The sequence below is a fragment of the Kaistella flava (ex Peng et al. 2021) genome, from assembly GCF_015191005.1.
Lineage (GTDB): Bacteria > Bacteroidota > Bacteroidia > Flavobacteriales > Weeksellaceae > Kaistella > Kaistella flava.
In genome coordinates this window covers 2,805,740-2,822,180 of sequence record NZ_CP040442.1, presented here as the reverse complement: position 1 = coordinate 2,822,180, position 16,441 = coordinate 2,805,740, and the positions used below count along the sequence as shown (strand labels likewise).

At 33.9% G+C, this 16,441-nt stretch carries 14 protein-coding genes; 13 read left to right on the top strand and 1 reads right to left on the bottom strand.

Features of this window, described 5'->3' with window-relative positions; genetic code table 11:
- The first annotated feature begins 32 nt into the window (after positions 1-32).
- From Q73A0000_RS12580 to Q73A0000_RS12555, 6 genes are all read left to right on the top strand, one after another.
- The gene (locus Q73A0000_RS12580) at positions 33-623 is read left to right on the top strand and encodes a thymidine kinase (protein WP_193811278.1); all 591 of its coding nucleotides are present in this window, start codon (positions 33-35) and stop codon (positions 621-623) included.
- Positions 620-3,064, top strand: coding sequence for a bifunctional UDP-N-acetylmuramoyl-tripeptide:D-alanyl-D-alanine ligase/alanine racemase (locus tag Q73A0000_RS12575; RefSeq protein WP_193811277.1), 2,445 nt, complete (start codon positions 620-622; stop codon positions 3,062-3,064). The genes Q73A0000_RS12580 and Q73A0000_RS12575 overlap by 4 nt, the downstream gene beginning before the upstream one ends.
- Positions 3,065-5,230: a patatin-like phospholipase family protein gene (locus Q73A0000_RS12570; protein ID WP_193811276.1), complete on the top strand. Its 2,166-nt coding sequence runs from the start codon at positions 3,065-3,067 to the stop codon at positions 5,228-5,230.
- A gap of 3 nt (positions 5,231-5,233) precedes the next feature.
- The gene (gene ybeY / locus Q73A0000_RS12565; protein ID WP_193811275.1) at positions 5,234-5,641 is read left to right on the top strand and encodes an rRNA maturation RNase YbeY; all 408 of its coding nucleotides are present in this window, start codon (positions 5,234-5,236) and stop codon (positions 5,639-5,641) included.
- A 136-nt stretch (positions 5,642-5,777) separates the two neighbouring features.
- Entirely contained in the window at positions 5,778-7,637 is a 1,860-nt protein-coding gene (gene mnmG / locus Q73A0000_RS12560; RefSeq protein WP_193811274.1) for a tRNA uridine-5-carboxymethylaminomethyl(34) synthesis enzyme MnmG, read from the top strand.
- Between the two features lie 45 nt (positions 7,638-7,682).
- On the top strand, positions 7,683-8,501 hold the full coding sequence (locus Q73A0000_RS12555) for a class I SAM-dependent methyltransferase (RefSeq protein WP_193811273.1): 819 nt from the start codon (positions 7,683-7,685) through the stop codon (positions 8,499-8,501).
- Between the two features lie 288 nt (positions 8,502-8,789).
- Here Q73A0000_RS12555 and Q73A0000_RS12550 read toward each other — a convergent pair whose 3' ends face one another.
- Positions 8,790-9,980, bottom strand: a complete 1,191-nt coding sequence (locus Q73A0000_RS12550; protein ID WP_193811272.1) for a phosphoglycerate kinase — start codon at positions 9,978-9,980, stop codon at positions 8,790-8,792.
- A gap of 622 nt (positions 9,981-10,602) precedes the next feature.
- On the opposite strand from Q73A0000_RS12550, the gene rpiB reads away from it, so the two are divergent.
- From rpiB to Q73A0000_RS12515, 7 genes are all read left to right on the top strand, one after another.
- Entirely contained in the window at positions 10,603-11,034 is a 432-nt protein-coding gene (gene rpiB, locus Q73A0000_RS12545) for a ribose 5-phosphate isomerase B (RefSeq protein ID WP_193811271.1), read from the top strand.
- A 33-nt stretch (positions 11,035-11,067) separates the two neighbouring features.
- Positions 11,068-13,221: a ribonuclease R gene (rnr, locus tag Q73A0000_RS12540; RefSeq protein WP_193811270.1), complete on the top strand. Its 2,154-nt coding sequence runs from the start codon at positions 11,068-11,070 to the stop codon at positions 13,219-13,221.
- A gap of 67 nt (positions 13,222-13,288) precedes the next feature.
- Positions 13,289-13,969, top strand: coding sequence for a LysE family translocator (locus Q73A0000_RS12535; RefSeq protein WP_193811269.1), 681 nt, complete (start codon positions 13,289-13,291; stop codon positions 13,967-13,969).
- Positions 13,969-14,898: an LD-carboxypeptidase gene (locus tag Q73A0000_RS12530; protein WP_193811268.1), complete on the top strand. Its 930-nt coding sequence runs from the start codon at positions 13,969-13,971 to the stop codon at positions 14,896-14,898. The genes Q73A0000_RS12535 and Q73A0000_RS12530 overlap by 1 nt, the downstream gene beginning before the upstream one ends.
- Positions 14,899-14,902: 4 nt before the next feature.
- Positions 14,903-15,256, top strand: coding sequence for a MauE/DoxX family redox-associated membrane protein (locus tag Q73A0000_RS12525; protein WP_193811267.1), 354 nt, complete (start codon positions 14,903-14,905; stop codon positions 15,254-15,256).
- The gene (locus Q73A0000_RS12520) at positions 15,256-15,627 is read left to right on the top strand and encodes a YraN family protein (protein ID WP_193811266.1); all 372 of its coding nucleotides are present in this window, start codon (positions 15,256-15,258) and stop codon (positions 15,625-15,627) included. Before Q73A0000_RS12525 ends, Q73A0000_RS12520 begins: the two co-directional genes overlap by 1 nt.
- Positions 15,628-15,648: 21 nt before the next feature.
- A complete protein-coding gene (locus Q73A0000_RS12515; RefSeq protein WP_208458778.1) occupies positions 15,649-16,398 on the top strand; it encodes an SDR family NAD(P)-dependent oxidoreductase in 750 nt (249 codons plus the stop codon).
- Positions 16,399-16,441 lie beyond the last annotated feature (43 nt).

The window sequence follows — 16,441 nt, the reverse complement described above, 5'->3', positions numbered from 1 at the left end:
TGGGCTTTTAAATCTTACGGCTAAATTAACAAATGTTTTTAGAAAATACAATAAATCACGCAAAACAAAGCGGGTGGATGGAAGTAATCTGCGGCTCGATGTTTTCGGGAAAAACTGAAGAGTTAATCCGGCGGTTACGGCGTGCAGAAATGGCAGGACAAAACGTGGAAATCTTTAAACCAAAACTGGATACAAGATACGCGGATGAAGAAGTCGTTTCTCACAATCAAAATAAAATTCGAAGTACGCCTGTAGAAAGTCCAAGCGAAATTTTACTGTTAGGTTCCAACTGCGATGTGGTCGGAATTGATGAAGCTCAATTTTTTGACGAAAGTATTGTAGAAGTTGCTAACAAATTAGCTAACAGTGGAATACGAGTTGTTATCGCTGGTTTGGATATGGATTTTATGGGCCGACCATTTGGGCCAATTCCGAATTTAATGGCAACCGCAGAATACGTTACGAAAGTTCACGCCATCTGTAAAAGAACCGGAAATCTTGCTAATCATTCGATGAGAACTTCGACCAGCACTGATTTGGTTCAGTTAGGTGAAACCGAAAATTATGAAGCCGTGAGCAGAAAAGTTTTCAATGAAGAGTTTCTGAACAACGAAAATCGATGAACTACACCACCCGACAGATTGCAGAAATTACCGGATCCCAATTAATTGGTGACGAAAATCTGCACATTAAAAATATTGCCTACGACAGTAGAACATTATTTTCAGTAAACGATACGGCATTTCTGGCGATTAATACTTCAAAAAATTCAGGGGAAAAGTATATTCAGTCGGCAATTGAAAAAGGAATTGATATCATCATTTCTGAACATCATTTTCCGCAATATGAAAATATCACTTGGATTATTGTTGAAAACTCAATTAAATTTCTTCAGAAAATCGCTAAATACCATCTCGAACAATTTGATTTAAAAACGATAGGAATTACGGGAAGTAATGGTAAAACGATTGTGAAAGAATGGTTGTATCAATCTTTGTTTCATGATTACGCAACGGTAAAAAGTCCGAAAAGTTTTAATTCACAATTAGGACTTCCACTCTCTTTACTTGAAATCAATAAAAAACATCAGTTAGGAATTTTTGAAGTTGGGATTTCAAAACCCAATGAGATGATTATTCTTGAAGATTTATTCTCACCACAACTTGGAATTCTTACCCATATCGGTACCGCCCATTCTTCCAACTTTGATTCTATTGAAGATATTACTAATGAAAAAATTAAGTTATTTAAAAATTCAGAAACTATTATTTTTAATGGTGATAATGAATTGGTTTATAATAAAATAACTCAGATCTATTCAAGTAAAAAATTAATATCATTTGGCTTTAAAAATCACAATAATGTTTTTATTAAAAATAATTGGAAAGACAGATCACAAGATGTCGTCATTCAATATTTTAATGAAGAGTTTTCTGTTCCGATTAATCAAAGAGATGAGGCTACGATCAGCAATGTTTTGTGTGTAATTTCAGTTTTAAAAGAATTTGGTTTTGATAATTCAAAGATTGTCGAAAAATTGAATTCCTTGAAATCAGTAGAAATGCGATTAGAGAGTGTGAATGGAATTCGCAATAATTTAATTATTAATGATTCCTTTAATCTTGATTTAGATTCGTTGAAAATCGCCTTTCAGAACATCAATGAATATAATAAGCCGAATAAAACTTTAATCCTCACCGATTTTGTTGAAGGGAAAAATGCTGATCAGTTATATCAGGAAGTTGCTTCTCTAACGAACGAACAAAATTTCAATTCAGTCTTTCTGATTGGTGATGAAATAACGAAACTGGAAAGATTATTTAATGCTACAACTTTTACTTTCAGTAACACAACTGAACTCATTGAAAGCGTTCAACTTAACCAAATAGAAGATCAACTTATTCTTCTAAAAGGAGCCAGAAAATTTGAAATCGACAAAGTAAAATCTTACCTCGAATTACAGAAACACGATACTGTTTTAGAAGTAAATTTAAATTCTATTCTCCACAATATTAATGTTCACAAAGCTTTATTAAAACCTGAAACCAAAATGATGGCAATGGTAAAAGCATATTCTTACGGTTTGGGAGGTTATGAAATTGCTGAATTTTTGCAGCATCATCATATCGATTACTTAGGAGTCGCTTATGCTGATGAAGGAGTTGATTTACGAAAAAACGGAATTACAACGCCAATTATGGTGATGAATCCAGAACAACACAGTTACAATATCATCATCGATTATAATTTGGAGCCGGAAATTTATAGTTTCCGCGTGCTTGAATTATTTAATGAAAAACTGATTCAGAAAGGAATTCAACATCGATACCCGATTCATATCAAGTTGGAAACCGGAATGCATCGTCTTGGTTTTAAGAAAGATGAATTAGATGAACTCATTGACAGGTTGAAGACGATGAATGTAAAGGTGAAATCGATATTCAGTCATTTATCATCTTCTGATGATGATGAGGAAAACGAATATACTTTAGAACAAATTCATATCTTTAATGAAAATTCGCTAACACTTATTAAGGGTTTAGATGATCAACCAATCAGACATATTCTTAATACTTCAGGAATTGTAAATTTTGCTGATTATCAGTTTGATATGGTCAGAATCGGGATTGGAATGGTCGGGATTTCTGCCAATCCAGAAATTAAAAAACAGCTCAAAAGTGCTGTAACTTTTAAAACGGTTATTTCTCAAATATCACAGGTAAAAGAAGGAGAATCAGTTGGTTATAATAGAAAATTCAAAGCATCTAAGAATACTAATATTGCTACAATTCCCGTTGGTTATGCAGATGGAATCCCACGATTAGTTGGTAATAATGCAGGTTTTGTTGGCATTAGAAAGACCCTTTTTCCGATTGTTGGGAATGTTTGTATGGACATGATGATGATCGATTTAGGCGATTTTATAGCGAAGGAAGGAGAAGAAGTTATTATCTTTAACTCAAATCCATCCCTAGAAGATTTCGCAGGCTATTGTAAAACAATATCTTATGAAGTTCTAACTTCAATATCAAGACGCGTTAAGCGTATTTATATCAAAGATTAAATGAAAAAATTTCTCATCTACTTATTATTTCTTTTTCTGAACATTTCTTTAAATGCGCAGGTTAAGGAAGGTTTTACCATTCCAAAAAATCCCAAAATTGGTTTATCACTTTCAGGAGGTGGCGCAAAAGGTTTTGCTCATATAGGTGTTTTAAAAGTACTTGATTCCTTAGGAGTAAAAATTGATTATATCTCCGGAACGAGCATGGGAGCTATTGTTGGCGGATTATACGCTTCTGGTTACACTGGAAAAGAAATCGAAAAAATAGTGATGGATACGGATTTCTACTCGATTATTGCCAATGAAAAAAACCGTCAGGAAACTTCATTTTTCAATAAATCAGTTGATAATTATATCTTAACAGTTCCGATAAAAAATGGTAAAATAAACGTGTTACCAAGAGCAATTTCTACAGGTCAGAAAAACATCTATTTACTGAAAGAACTCTTTAAAAATGTTTCTACCATCACCGATTTCTCCAAGTTACCGATTCCATTTATGTGTGTTGCAACCAACCTGGAAAGTGGCGGAATGAAACTATTTGAAAGTGGCGATTTAGTAAGTTCGATTATGGCGAGTTCAGCATTTCCATCTTTAATGGATCCGGTGAAAATTGGAGATTCTCTTTATATCGATGGAGCGATGACGATTAATTATCCATCTCAACCATTAAAAGACAAAGGAATTGATATTGTAATTGGAGTAGATTTGAGCCAAGGTTTATCCAGTAGAAAAGATTTAACATCTGCAATTTCAATTTTAAATCAGGTTATTGATTTTGGCATTCAAAAGGAAACAAAAATCCAGTACAAATATACCGACATCAATATTCACCCTAACTTAGATGGAACCAGTGCCACAAGCTACGATGCTAAACAGGCCATTCTTGATTCTGGATATGTTGAAGCTCAAAAATACGCGCAAACGCTCTCCTTACTTCCAAAAAGAGAAGACAAATTGTTGCGGGCTCCTATGAGTACCGTCTATTCTAATGTTTACAAAATTGATAGTCTCGCTCTCGAAAATGACCATATTTTCAGAAAAAATTACGTCTTAGGAAAAATGAATTTAAAGATTCCTTCACTACAGACTTACGGCGGTATCAATAAAATGGTCGATAAGTTATATGCCACCAATAACTACCGCTTAATAAATTATGACATCATTCAGCACGATGATAAGAACTTCCTAAAATTAGATGTTACAGAAGACGACACGCGCTTCTTCTTACGTTTTGGATTACACTATGATGAAATTTTCAAAACTGGATTACTTTTAAATGCTACTTCTAAAAGACTGTTGTTTCGAAATTCAACATCTTCTCTCGATATTGTAGTTGGTGATCAGCCACGGTTTTATTTCAACTATTTTATCGACAACGGCTATATTCCAGGATTAGGATTCTACGCCTCAGGGATGTCATTGAATCTTACAGACGATGGTGGTAACGTTTACGACAAGTGGAACTGGTTTCGCAACGAAGTCTTTATCCAGTCAGTTTGGCGAGACAGATATGCAGTTGGAGGAGGTTTGAGCAGCGATTATTTCGAATCAAAACCTTTCGGAAACACAAGTTTCAGCAATCCAGAAAATTATGTAAATGCTTACCTATTCATTAAAAGCGATACTCAGGACGATCGAAGTTTTCCTACCAAAGGATTTTTATTGAATGCAGAAGGTAAGGTTTTGGATATCCTCGATAAATATGATGACGGAAAAACTTTGCAGGCAAAAATTACAACTCAGTTAAATTTCCCACTTACCTCTTGGCTGACTTATCGCCTCGGTTTATTCGGAGGGTTTACCATTGGTGATGTTTTAAGTCCTTATTATCAATATCGCTTAGGTGGTATTTTTGAACAGAATTTAGGGAATTTCGTCAAGTTTCAAGGTTACGAATTTGGTCAGGTCTTTGCGAGAAATATATTGAGTTCGTCAAATGTATTTCAATTTAAAGTAGCAAAAAATTATTTTATCGACACCAATTTTTCATTTGCAAATCTATTTGATGATCTAAATGTTGATGATATTTTACATATAACAGATTCCTCCGCAGGACTAACTGCAGGTTACAAATCACCTTTTGGTCAGATAAAAATTAACTATAGCCATTCATTAAGAATTAATAAAGGGATGTTCAGCGTAATTCTGGGACATTGGTTTTAAATTATGATACAATTTTTCTTTGAAGATATCGACCCGATCGAAATCAATACCAACACCACTGATTGGTTAAAAAAATTAATAATCCATGAAGGCAAGAAGGTAGGCAAGATTAGCTACATCTTTCTATCGGATGATGGATTACTAAAAGTAAATCGTGACTTCCTACAACACGACTATTATACCGATGTCATCACCTTCGACTATGTGAAAGGCAAAACCATTTCGGCAGATATTTTTGTATCTTTGCCCCGCATTTCTGAGAACGCAATCTCGCATTCAAAAGATTTCACTTCAGAACTACACAGAGTTTTAGCCCACGGACTTCTTCATCTGTGCGGATACAAAGATAAAACTGACGAAGAAAAAACCGAAATGCGTAGTAAAGAAGATTTCTATCTAAATATTTTTTAGAAGCTTAATCCCGCTGTCCGCTATATCTATTGTTCCGCTACCGCTGCACAATAGGATGACGCTTCCATCGGGGCTAAAGTGTAGAAATTTAATCCAATTTTATTAATGTTTCACGTGAAACATTTAACATATCAAAATGATAAACGAAATATACGACGTTATTGTAGTAGGCGCTGGACACGCAGGTTCAGAAGCTGCAGCAGCCGCAGCCAACCTGGGTTCCAAAACCTTACTCATTACAATGAACATGCAAACCATTGGACAAATGTCTTGTAATCCTGCCATGGGCGGAATTGCAAAAGGACAGATTGTTCGGGAAATAGACGCAATGGGTGGTTACTCCGGAATTATTGCAGATAAGTCTGCCATCCAATTCAAGATGCTTAATCTATCCAAAGGTCCTGCAATGTGGTCTCCAAGAACCCAAAACGACAGAATGTTATTTGCAGAGGAATGGCGAATTGCTCTAGAAAATACTCCAAACTTAGACTTTTTCCAGGATATGGTGAAGAGTTTAATCATAGAAAATAACAGAGTTGCCGGAGTTATCACTTCCTTAGGATTAGAAATTAAAGGTAAATCTGTGGTATTAACCAACGGAACATTCCTTAATGGATTAATTCACGTTGGAGATAAACAACTCGGCGGTGGTAGAATGGGCGAACCTCGCGCATTTGGAATCACTGAACAACTGGTTACTTTAGGTTTCGAATCAGGACGAATGAAAACCGGAACTCCTCCACGAGTAGATGGCAGATCATTGGATTATTCCAAAATGGAAGAACAAAAAGGGGATGAAAATCCGAAGAAATTCTCCTATTTAGACAGCCCGAAATTAACTAAACAAATGAGCTGTCATATCGTTTATACCAACGAAACAGTTCATGAAATATTAAGAGAAGGTTTCGATAGAAGTCCAATGTTTAATGGTACGATTCAAAGTATTGGACCCAGATATTGTCCAAGTATTGAAGATAAAATTAATCGTTTTGCAGAACGCGAACGTCATCAATTATTTGTAGAACCAGAAGGATGGAGAACCGTTGAAATCTACGTGAATGGTTTCAGTTCTTCCCTTCCAGAAGATATCCAATTGAAAGCAATGCGTCACATTCCAGGTTTTGCAAATGCTAAAGTATTCCGTCCTGGTTATGCGATTGAATATGACTACTTCCCTCCTACTCAATTACACCATACTTTAGAAACGAAGTTAATTGAAAACCTATATTTCGCAGGTCAAATTAATGGAACAACAGGTTACGAAGAAGCAGCTGGACAAGGTTTAATTGCCGGAATTAATGCCCATAATAAAGTTCACGAAAAAGAAGCGTTCACTTTAAATAGAGACGAAGCCTATATTGGAGTTCTTATCGATGATTTAATTACCAAAGGAACAGATGAACCTTACCGTATGTTTACTTCCAGAGCTGAATACAGATTGTTATTACGTCAAGATAATGCTGATATCCGACTAACAGAAAAGTCGTATAATTTAGGCTTAGCGAATGAAGAAAGATTAATCAAAGTACAGGATAAAATAGCTAAAAGTAATCAGTTGGAAAGCTTTCTAAAAGACACTTCTCTAAAACCTGGAGTCATTAATCCAGTATTAGAAAGTATCTCTTCAGCTAAAGTTGATCAAGCATATCGATCAGCGCAGATTCTAACGAGACCAAATATGACTTTGGAGAAATTAGAAGAAATTGATTTCATTAAAGAAGTTACTCAACAGTACTCTACTGAAGTAAAAGAACAGGCAGAAATCAATATCAAATACAAAGGTTATATTGAGAAAGAAAGAGATAATGTTGCAAAACTAACTCGTTTGGAAACGATAAAAATTCCGGATGATTTTGATTATAATAATCTAAAATCTCTTTCTGCAGAAGCGAAACAAAAATTCAATAAAGTAAAACCAAAAACGATTGCACAAGCAGCAAGAATTAGTGGTGTTTCTCCTGCGGATATCAACATTCTATTAATCTATTTAAAATAATGTTTCACGTGAAACATTAAATTTTATACTTGCTCTACTCGATATATGAAAGTTAAAGATCATTTTCTTACTCAAGAAGAATTCGAAATAAAAGAAACTTCAGTTCCTGGAGTTTTTAAAACAGATCCTATTCCTGAAAATATTTCAGCGTATTATGATAGCAAAGATTACATTTCACATCATCAAGATTCAGGATCACTGAAAGAGAAACTTTATAAATTTCTTCAGAATTTCAATTTAAATTATAAAAGAAATATACTATTTGACTTTGTAGGAAAAAATAAAAAAGTTTTAGATTACGGATGCGGTGCTGGGGAATTTGTAAAATATATTGAAAATGATTTTGAAACATTCGGTTTTGAACCGAGTGAATCAGCAAGTAACTATGCCATCAAAAAAGTTCGCAAAACTAAAATTATCAACAGTCTTGATTTTATAAAAGAAGAATCATTAGATGCAATTACGCTTTGGCATGTTTTCGAACATATCGAAAATCAGGATGAAATGTTACAGGAATTTTACAGCAAGCTAAAAGAAAACGGACTTTTAATTATTGCAGTTCCAAATCCAACTTCTTATGACGCTTTAAAATATAAAGAGTTTTGGGCGGCTTATGATGTGCCCAGACATGTCTTTCATTTCTCAAAATCGGGCATGGAAAAATTAATGAACAACGATTCCTGGAAAATTAAAAAAATCAAACCACTTCTACTCGATTCGTTTTATATTTCAATGTTAAGCGAAAAATATAAAAAATCACCACTTTTTTGGCTAAAAGGCATGATCTACGGACTCGTTTCTAACATAAAAGCATCAAAATCGGGCGAATATTCAAGTTTGATATATATTATCGAAAAGAAATAGATAATCGATTTTTAATACCTTTCTGAATGCGAATTTTAAGCTATTTTGGCACAAAATCTTAAATTCTACAGTTTTCATCTAAATATTCTGTTCTACGATTTTTGAAGTAAGATTATTTAAAAATAAAAAAATAGTACCAAGTCAAAATATCTTCACTTATTCCAGAAGATATCAAAACAAAATTTTTTACTGAAAATTGATTATTTCAAAAATTATCATAAAACAAAAAAAGTTTCCTTTTTACAGGAAACTTTTTATTTTATGTATAAATTAAATTTTAGTACAAAATTAACTATTGATTGCTTTTACACCTGGAAGTTCCATTCCTTCCAAACTTTCCAACATTGCTCCTCCACCGGTAGAAACATAACTTACTTTGTCATCATATCCGAACTGCTTTACAAAAGCAACACTGTCTCCGCCACCTACAAGTGAGAATGCACCTAACTTGGTAGATTTGGCAATACTATCTCCTAAAGCAACAGTTCCTGCCGCAAAATGAGACATTTCGAAAACACCAATAGGACCATTCCATAAAATAGTTCTGGAATTCATAATAACGTCATGAAATAATGTTCTAGATCTAACTCCAGCATCAAGACCCATCCAACCATCTGGAATCTCATAGATATCAACTTCTTTTCTTTCGGCATCATTATTAAAGTCATCAGCGATAATTACATCTACCGGTAAATAAACAGCTACATTCTGTGCTTTAGCTTTTTCTAAAATTTCTAAAGCCAATGTTTGTTTATCAACTTCTACAAGCGAATTACCAATATCTCCACCCAAAGCTCTAATAAAAGTAAAAGCCATTCCACCACCAATAATTAAATTATCAATTGCCGGCAAAATATTTTCAATAATCGTAATCTTGCTGGAAACTTTTGAACCTCCTAAAATTGCAGTAATTGGTTTTTCACCACTTTTCAGTACTTTATCTATCGCTTCTAATTCTTTAGCCATCAGTAAACCGAAAAACTTAGTTGAAGGAAAATATTGTGCAATAACTGCCGTAGAAGCATGTGCTCTGTGAGCAGTTCCAAAAGCATCATTAACGTAAGCATCTCCTAAGTCAGCTAATTGTTTTGCAAACGCGACATCACCACTTTCTTCTTCACTGTGAAACCGTAGATTTTCTAATAAAAGAATTTCGCCAGGTTGTAATTCAGCGCTCATTCTTTTTGCGTCTTCACCGATACAGTCAGAACAGAATTTAACTGATTTTTGTAAAACTTTTTCAATCTCAGGAAGTATATTTTTTAAAGAAAACTCTTCTGAAACTTTACCTTTTGGACGACCTAAGTGAGTCATTAAGATTACCGATCCTCCATCATTTAAAATCTTTTCGATGGTAGGCTTTACAGCCTGAATTCTCGTATTATCGGTTACTTTCAAAGTCGCATCTTGCGGAACATTGAAATCTACTCTTACCAAAGCCTTTTTGTCTTTGAAGTTAAAATCGTTAATTGTTTTCATAAAATATTCTCCGTTTTAAGTTTCACAAATTTACTATTAATTCCCCCGATTCAAAATTAATTTCGATTTAAAAATCCACAATTCACAAATACTCATCTTATCTACAATACCTTTTTTTTATATAAAAAGAATATGAATGATGTTGTTGTAGTTTGGGAGTATGTGGAGAAAAATAAAACATTTAGTTGACCCCATTTTCTTGGGGAGTTAATCATACTTTATCCATATTTTAAACACTTGATTATCATATATGTATAAACGTTGTTAACAAATGTTAATAACTGTAAATAAAAGTTAATATTTATAACCGAAATCTTAACAACTTAAGAATTGAACCCCCACAATTTTATGAAAGATTATTTGGTTTGATTGGAAATTAAAGTCCATTATGAATTTAAATTTGATTCTGAAAGACAATGTTCAACTTACTTATCAACACTCATTTTATACGTTATCCCCAAGTTATTTATAATGATTCCTTTTTTAATGAAGACCAATAAGATTAAAGTATATTTCACTATCCATATATAAGGAATACAAAGATTTAATCTTTTATAGAATGCTTTTTATTTTAATAATCTTAAATTTGTCTGAATTGAAAATTGAGTTTTAAAGAATAGTCATGAAAAAAATAGCAATAGCATGCGATCATGCAGGTTTCGAATACAAAGAAATCATAAAAAAACATTTGGAAGGCAAATTTGAAGTAGAAGATTTCGGCACCTTTTCCCCAAACTCTGTGGATTACCCCGATTTTGTACATCCTGCTGCAGATTCCATTGAACAAGGAAGAAATGAATTAGGAATCCTTATTTGTGGAAGTGGAAATGGCGTTCAAATGACTGCTAATAAACATCAGAAAATAAGATGTGCCTTATGTTGGATGCCGGAGCTTGCTGGTCTTGCGCGTCAACATAATGATGCGAATATGATTGCGCTTCCTGCCCGCTATATCGCCAGTCAATTAGCGATAGATATTGTTGACACATTCCTTAATACTCCTTTCGAAGGTGGAAGACATCAAAACAGAGTTGAAAAGATTTCGACTTGTTAAACCCTTCTTCTATATAAATACAAACCATACTTTATGGCAAAAGGAAAATATTTCTCAGATAAAAATAATCACAAATTACAGGAAATCGGACGATTAATCTTGCGGTTTATGAACGAAAAAACTGGGAAAGTTTATAACTATAAACAGATTTCAGACGGCATCGATTATAGAAATCCAAGACAACGTGAATTGGTGATTCAATCACTTCACAAACTATTGTCTGATCAACGTATTAAAGAAGTTGAAAAAGGAAAATATATCATTAATCTTAAGATTGAAGGTACTTTAACCGGTACCATCGATTTTAACCAAACCGGAAATGCTTATGTAAAAGTTGCTGGTTTAGATGAAGATATTTTTGTGCATTCTAAAAACGTAAAAGACTCACTACAAGGCGATACTGTACTAATTGTTACTTACAAATTTAAAGGTAAAAAAATAGAAGGTTCTGTCTTGGAAGTCATAGAAAGAAAACGCGATCAGTTCGTGGGAACTTTCCAGTTTATTAAACATAAAGATTTCGGTTTCGTAGTCGGTGATAAAAAACACATCAATACTGATATTTTCGTTCCTCAAGGTAAAATTGGTGGTGCACAAGATGGCGATAAAGTAATTGTGAAAATGATTGCCTGGAAAGCGGGAGAAAAAAATCCTGAAGGTGAAATTATCAAAGTTTTAGGAGCTCCAGGTGAACACGAAACAGAAATTCATTCCATTTTAGCAGAATACGGATTGCCTTATGAATTCCCGGAAGATGTTGAAAGAGAAGCTCAGGAAATCGACCGTAGAATTCATGACCACGAAGTTGCAAAACGCCGTGATATGCGCGGAGTTTGTACTTTCACCATTGACCCAAAAGATGCAAAAGATTTTGATGATGCCCTTTCTATTCAAAAATTAGAAAACGGAAACTGGGAAATTGGCGTTCATATCGCCGATGTTTCTCACTATGTTACTCCAGGAACAATCATCGATGCAGAAGCTTATAAACGTGCGACATCGGTTTATTTAGTAGATCGTGTAGTTCCGATGTTACCTGAAGTATTAAGTAATGACGTTTGTTCACTTCGACCAAACGAAGAAAAATATACTTTTTCTGCCGTCTTTGAATTAAATGATAAAGCCGAAATCCAAAGCGAATGGTTTGGTAGAACCATCATTTATTCTGATCGCAAATTCGCTTATGAAGAAGCACAGGAAAGAATTGAAACCCAGGAAGGAGATTTAGTTGAAGAAATATTAACGTTGGATCGATTGGCGAAAATCATGAGAAAAGCCCGTATCGAAAACGGTGCGATTACTTTTGATAGAAGCGAAGTTCGATTTAATTTAGATGAAAACAGTCAACCTATTGGTGTGTACTTTAAAGTGAGTAAAGATTCTAATCATTTGATTGAAGAATTTATGTTGCTCGCTAACCGAAAAGTTTCTGAATTTATTTCTTTAAATAAGAAAGGAGTTCCTACGAATAATACTTTTATTTATAGAATTCATGATGATCCAGATCCTGCAAAATTAGAAGCTTTGCGCGATTTTGTTGGAACTTTTGGTTACACCATGAATTTGGCAAATACCAAAAAAGTAGCAGAATCATTGAACAAGCTATTAGCTGATGTTCACGGAAAACCCGAAGAAAATATGATTGAAACCTTGGCAATGCGTTCGATGAGTAAAGCGATTTATTCCACCGATCCTATTGGGCATTACGGTTTAGGCTTCGATTATTATTCCCACTTCACCTCTCCTATCCGTCGTTATCCCGATTTAATTGCGCACCGTTTGTTGCAGCATTATTTAGATGGCGGAAAATCAACTCAAAAGCAAGAATTAGAAGATAAGTGCAAACATAGCAGTGCGATGGAAAAATTGGCGTCTGATGCCGAAAGAGATTCCATTAAATTCATGCAGGTGAAGTTTATGGAAAAACATTTGGGTGAAGATTTCACGGGTGTTATTTCCGGCGTTGCTGATTTTGGATTCTGGGTTCAGATTCCTGAAAACGGTGCAGAAGGTCTTATTAAATTGAGAGATTTAATGGACGATTCTTATTCTTACGATGCCAAAAACCACGCAGTTTACGGCAGCAGAACAGGAAATAAATATCAATTAGGTGATGAAGTTACGATTAGAGTAATGAAGGCGAATTTAATCCAGAAACAATTGGATTTTAAAATCATTGAATCGTAAAACGTATTTTTGCACATCACTGCAAAATGAATTGTATTAAAACTAATTCATTTTCTAAAATTTATTAATGATAGAACTTATACTTTCAGCCGTCGGGTTAGGAATTATGTTGAGTATTGTCTTCATCGGGCCGATTTTTTTTCTGCTGATAGAAACAAGTTTCTCGCGTGGTCCTAAACATGCATTCACCTTAGATTGCGGTGTTGTATTGGCTGATATTTTATGTATTGTCGCTGCATATTTTGCAAGTGGCGATTTGGTAGAAATTATCGATAAGCATCCGGGTTTTTATAGAATTACGGCCCTTATTGTTTTTATTTATGCTCTTTATATGGTCGTTTCTAAAACGAAAATGCACTTACCGGGAGAAGATAAACTGATCAATCAGAATTATCTTAAAACTTTTTTAAATGGTTTCTTCTTTAATATTTTAAATATCGGTGTAGTTCTTTTTTGGTTAGTAACGGTAATTTCGGTTAGAAATGCTTATCCTAAAACTGAAGATTTTCTATTATACATGGGACTTGTCGTCGGAACGTACCTGATGATTGATTTCTTTAAAATTTATTTGGCTAAAGTATTTCATGATAAATTGACTCAAAACGTAGCGAATAAAATTAGAAAAGCAGTGGGTTATATTTTGGTCGCTTTCAGTATTTTTATCTTTTTGCAGAGCTTCAAAAAGTTCAATCAATTTGATAAAAAGTTAGAACAGGCAGAAAAGATTGAACAAAAACATATTCAATAATGAAAGACATCCTATTTCCAAAATCCTTGAAAAAAGGAGCTCAAATTGCCATTATTTCTCCTGCTGGTTCAGTGGAAGAAAAGCAATTGGAAAAGGGTTTAGAAATGATAAAGGGAAAAGGTTTTGAACCGGTTTTAGGCAAACATCTGTTCAGTAAATTCTCCAACGGATACAATTACGCCGGAACTGAAAAAGAGCGAATTTCTGACCTTAACTGGGCTTTTAATGATGATGATATTTCTGCGGTTTGGGCTTCCAGAGGCGGTTATGGTTGTCAGCATTTGTTAGGACATTTAGAACTTTCAAGGTTTAAGAAAAATCCAAAATGGTATATCGGATATTCGGATAATACCGTGATTCAAAGTTTTTTGTTAAAGAATAATTTTGCTTCGATTAACGGACAAACCATTAAAACCTCAAGTTTTGGAGTTACCGATGAAAGTTATGACTTGATTTTCGATATTTTAGAAGGCGAGAAACCCGATTATAGTATTGTAAGCAATCCATTAAATAAAAATGGAAACGTTGAAGGTCAATTAATCGGCGGGAATTTAGCTTTGATTTACGCACTTTTAGGAACACCCTATTCTTTTAATTTTGAAGATAAAATCCTTTTTATAGAAGATATTGGTGAGAATTATTATGCGTTAGATCGCATGTTAATGAGTTTGGAATTAGCCGGAGTTTTTACAAAAATCAGTGGTTTAATTGTAGGTGGAATGACCAATATGGGCGACGAAAAAGACAACATAAACTACGAAGATAGTTTTGACGATTTCGCGTATCAACTGATTTCACAGCGGTTAGAAAAGTACGACTTCCCTACTCTTTTTGGTTTTCCAAATGGACATATTTTTCACAATAACCCTTTGATTATTGGAGCCGAAATTACTTTAAATGTTGGTAAAAAGAATTCAGTAGCATTTTAAAATCATGTTAGAAATTTCAAAATATATATTAGCATTCTTGCTTATTATTGCCGGAATTCTACATTTTATAAAGCCGAAATTTTATTTAAAAATAATGCCGGACTATTTGCCTGCGCATTTCTTACTGGTTATTTTAAGTGGCGTTGCTGAAGTAATTTGTGGTTTATTATTTCTATTTTCTGCGACTCAAAATATAGGGGCTTATTTAACAATGGCTTTATTTGTAGCAGTGTTCCCAGCCAATATTGAAATGTCGCGAAAGTATTTTGTGAAGAAAAAGAAAGGTTTTTGGTGGACTATTTTAAGATTGCCTTTGCAGATTTTATTAATTTGGTGGGCTTATCAATTGATTAAATAATGGCAGAACATAATGAATTTGGAAATCTTGCAGAAGAATTAGCCACTTCTTTTTTAGCTGAAAAAGGATATAAAATTTTGGTCAAAAATTTCAGATATCAAAAAGGTGAAATCGATATCATTGCCGAGTTTCAAAATCAAATTATCATTGTGGAAGTGAAAGCCAGAGGAAGCGATATCTTCATGGAACCGCAAGAAGCAGTCACCAAAAAGAAAATAAAATCATTGGTAATGGTTGCCGATTTTTTTATGAAAGACAGAAATCTTAATCAGGAAGTTCGGTTTGATATCATCGCCGTTTTACCCGATGAAAAAGGAAGATTACAAATTACGCATCTCGAAGATGCCTTTCAAAGTTTCGATGCCAATTAACAGACCGTAAATATTTTAATAATGAAAACAGCACTTATTACTGGAGCTACTTCCGGAATTGGAAAAGCTACCGCAGAACGTTTAGCAAAACAAGGTTTCAGATTAATTCTTTGTGGACGAAGAACTGAAGTTTTAGACCACCTAAAAACCGAACTTTCAGAGCATACCGAAATCTTTAGTTTAAACTTTGATCAAAGGTATTATCATGAAGTAGAAACTGCCTTTGAAGCACTTCCTGAAGATTGGAGAAATATTGATATTTTGATTAATAATGCAGGAAATGCGCACGGTTTAGAATCTTTAATTGATGGAAATATAGATGATTGGGATATGATGATTGACGGAAATGTGAAAGGATTATTATATGTTTCTAAAATGATTATGCCGGGAATGAAAGAAAGAAATTCTGGACATATCGTAAATATTTCTTCTGTTGCTGCCAGACAAACTTATGCAAATGGTGTTGTGTACTGCGCTTCCAAAAAAGCAGTAGATATTATTTCCGATGGAATGCGTTTAGAACTAACCGAATTTGGAATTAAAGTGACCAATATTCAACCTGGTGCTGTAGAAACCGATTTTTCAAAAGTGAGATTTAAAGGGGATGAAGACCGGGCAAAAACGGTTTATCAGGGTTACGAAGCATTGAAAGCTGAAGATATTGCAGATGCCATTGCTTACTGTATTAATGCACCGCAACACGTTATGATTTCTGATTTAACGATTTATCCGAGTGCTCAAAGTGAACCTCGCACGATTCATAGAAAATAATTTTATTGTTAAACTGCTACATTATTAAATTGTTAGATTAAAA

Excerpts from the sequence above, each read along its gene's own strand:
- Q73A0000_RS12580 (WP_193811278.1), top strand. The coding sequence starts at position 33 with ATGTTTTTAGAAAATACAATAAATCACGCAAAACAAAGCGGGTGGATG.
- Q73A0000_RS12575 (WP_193811277.1), top strand. The coding sequence starts at position 620 with ATGAACTACACCACCCGACAGATTGCAGAAATTACCGGATCCCAATTA.
- Q73A0000_RS12570 (WP_193811276.1), top strand. The coding sequence starts at position 3,065 with ATGAAAAAATTTCTCATCTACTTATTATTTCTTTTTCTGAACATTTCT.
- ybeY (WP_193811275.1), top strand. The coding sequence starts at position 5,234 with ATGATACAATTTTTCTTTGAAGATATCGACCCGATCGAAATCAATACC.
- mnmG (WP_193811274.1), top strand. The coding sequence starts at position 5,778 with ATGATAAACGAAATATACGACGTTATTGTAGTAGGCGCTGGACACGCA.
- Q73A0000_RS12555 (WP_193811273.1), top strand. The coding sequence starts at position 7,683 with ATGAAAGTTAAAGATCATTTTCTTACTCAAGAAGAATTCGAAATAAAA.
- Q73A0000_RS12550 (WP_193811272.1), bottom strand. The coding sequence starts at position 9,980 with ATGAAAACAATTAACGATTTTAACTTCAAAGACAAAAAGGCTTTGGTA.
- rpiB (WP_193811271.1), top strand. The coding sequence starts at position 10,603 with ATGAAAAAAATAGCAATAGCATGCGATCATGCAGGTTTCGAATACAAA.
- rnr (WP_193811270.1), top strand. The coding sequence starts at position 11,068 with ATGGCAAAAGGAAAATATTTCTCAGATAAAAATAATCACAAATTACAG.
- Q73A0000_RS12535 (WP_193811269.1), top strand. The coding sequence starts at position 13,289 with ATGATAGAACTTATACTTTCAGCCGTCGGGTTAGGAATTATGTTGAGT.
- Q73A0000_RS12530 (WP_193811268.1), top strand. The coding sequence starts at position 13,969 with ATGAAAGACATCCTATTTCCAAAATCCTTGAAAAAAGGAGCTCAAATT.
- Q73A0000_RS12525 (WP_193811267.1), top strand. The coding sequence starts at position 14,903 with ATGTTAGAAATTTCAAAATATATATTAGCATTCTTGCTTATTATTGCC.
- Q73A0000_RS12520 (WP_193811266.1), top strand. The coding sequence starts at position 15,256 with ATGGCAGAACATAATGAATTTGGAAATCTTGCAGAAGAATTAGCCACT.
- Q73A0000_RS12515 (WP_208458778.1), top strand. The coding sequence starts at position 15,649 with ATGAAAACAGCACTTATTACTGGAGCTACTTCCGGAATTGGAAAAGCT.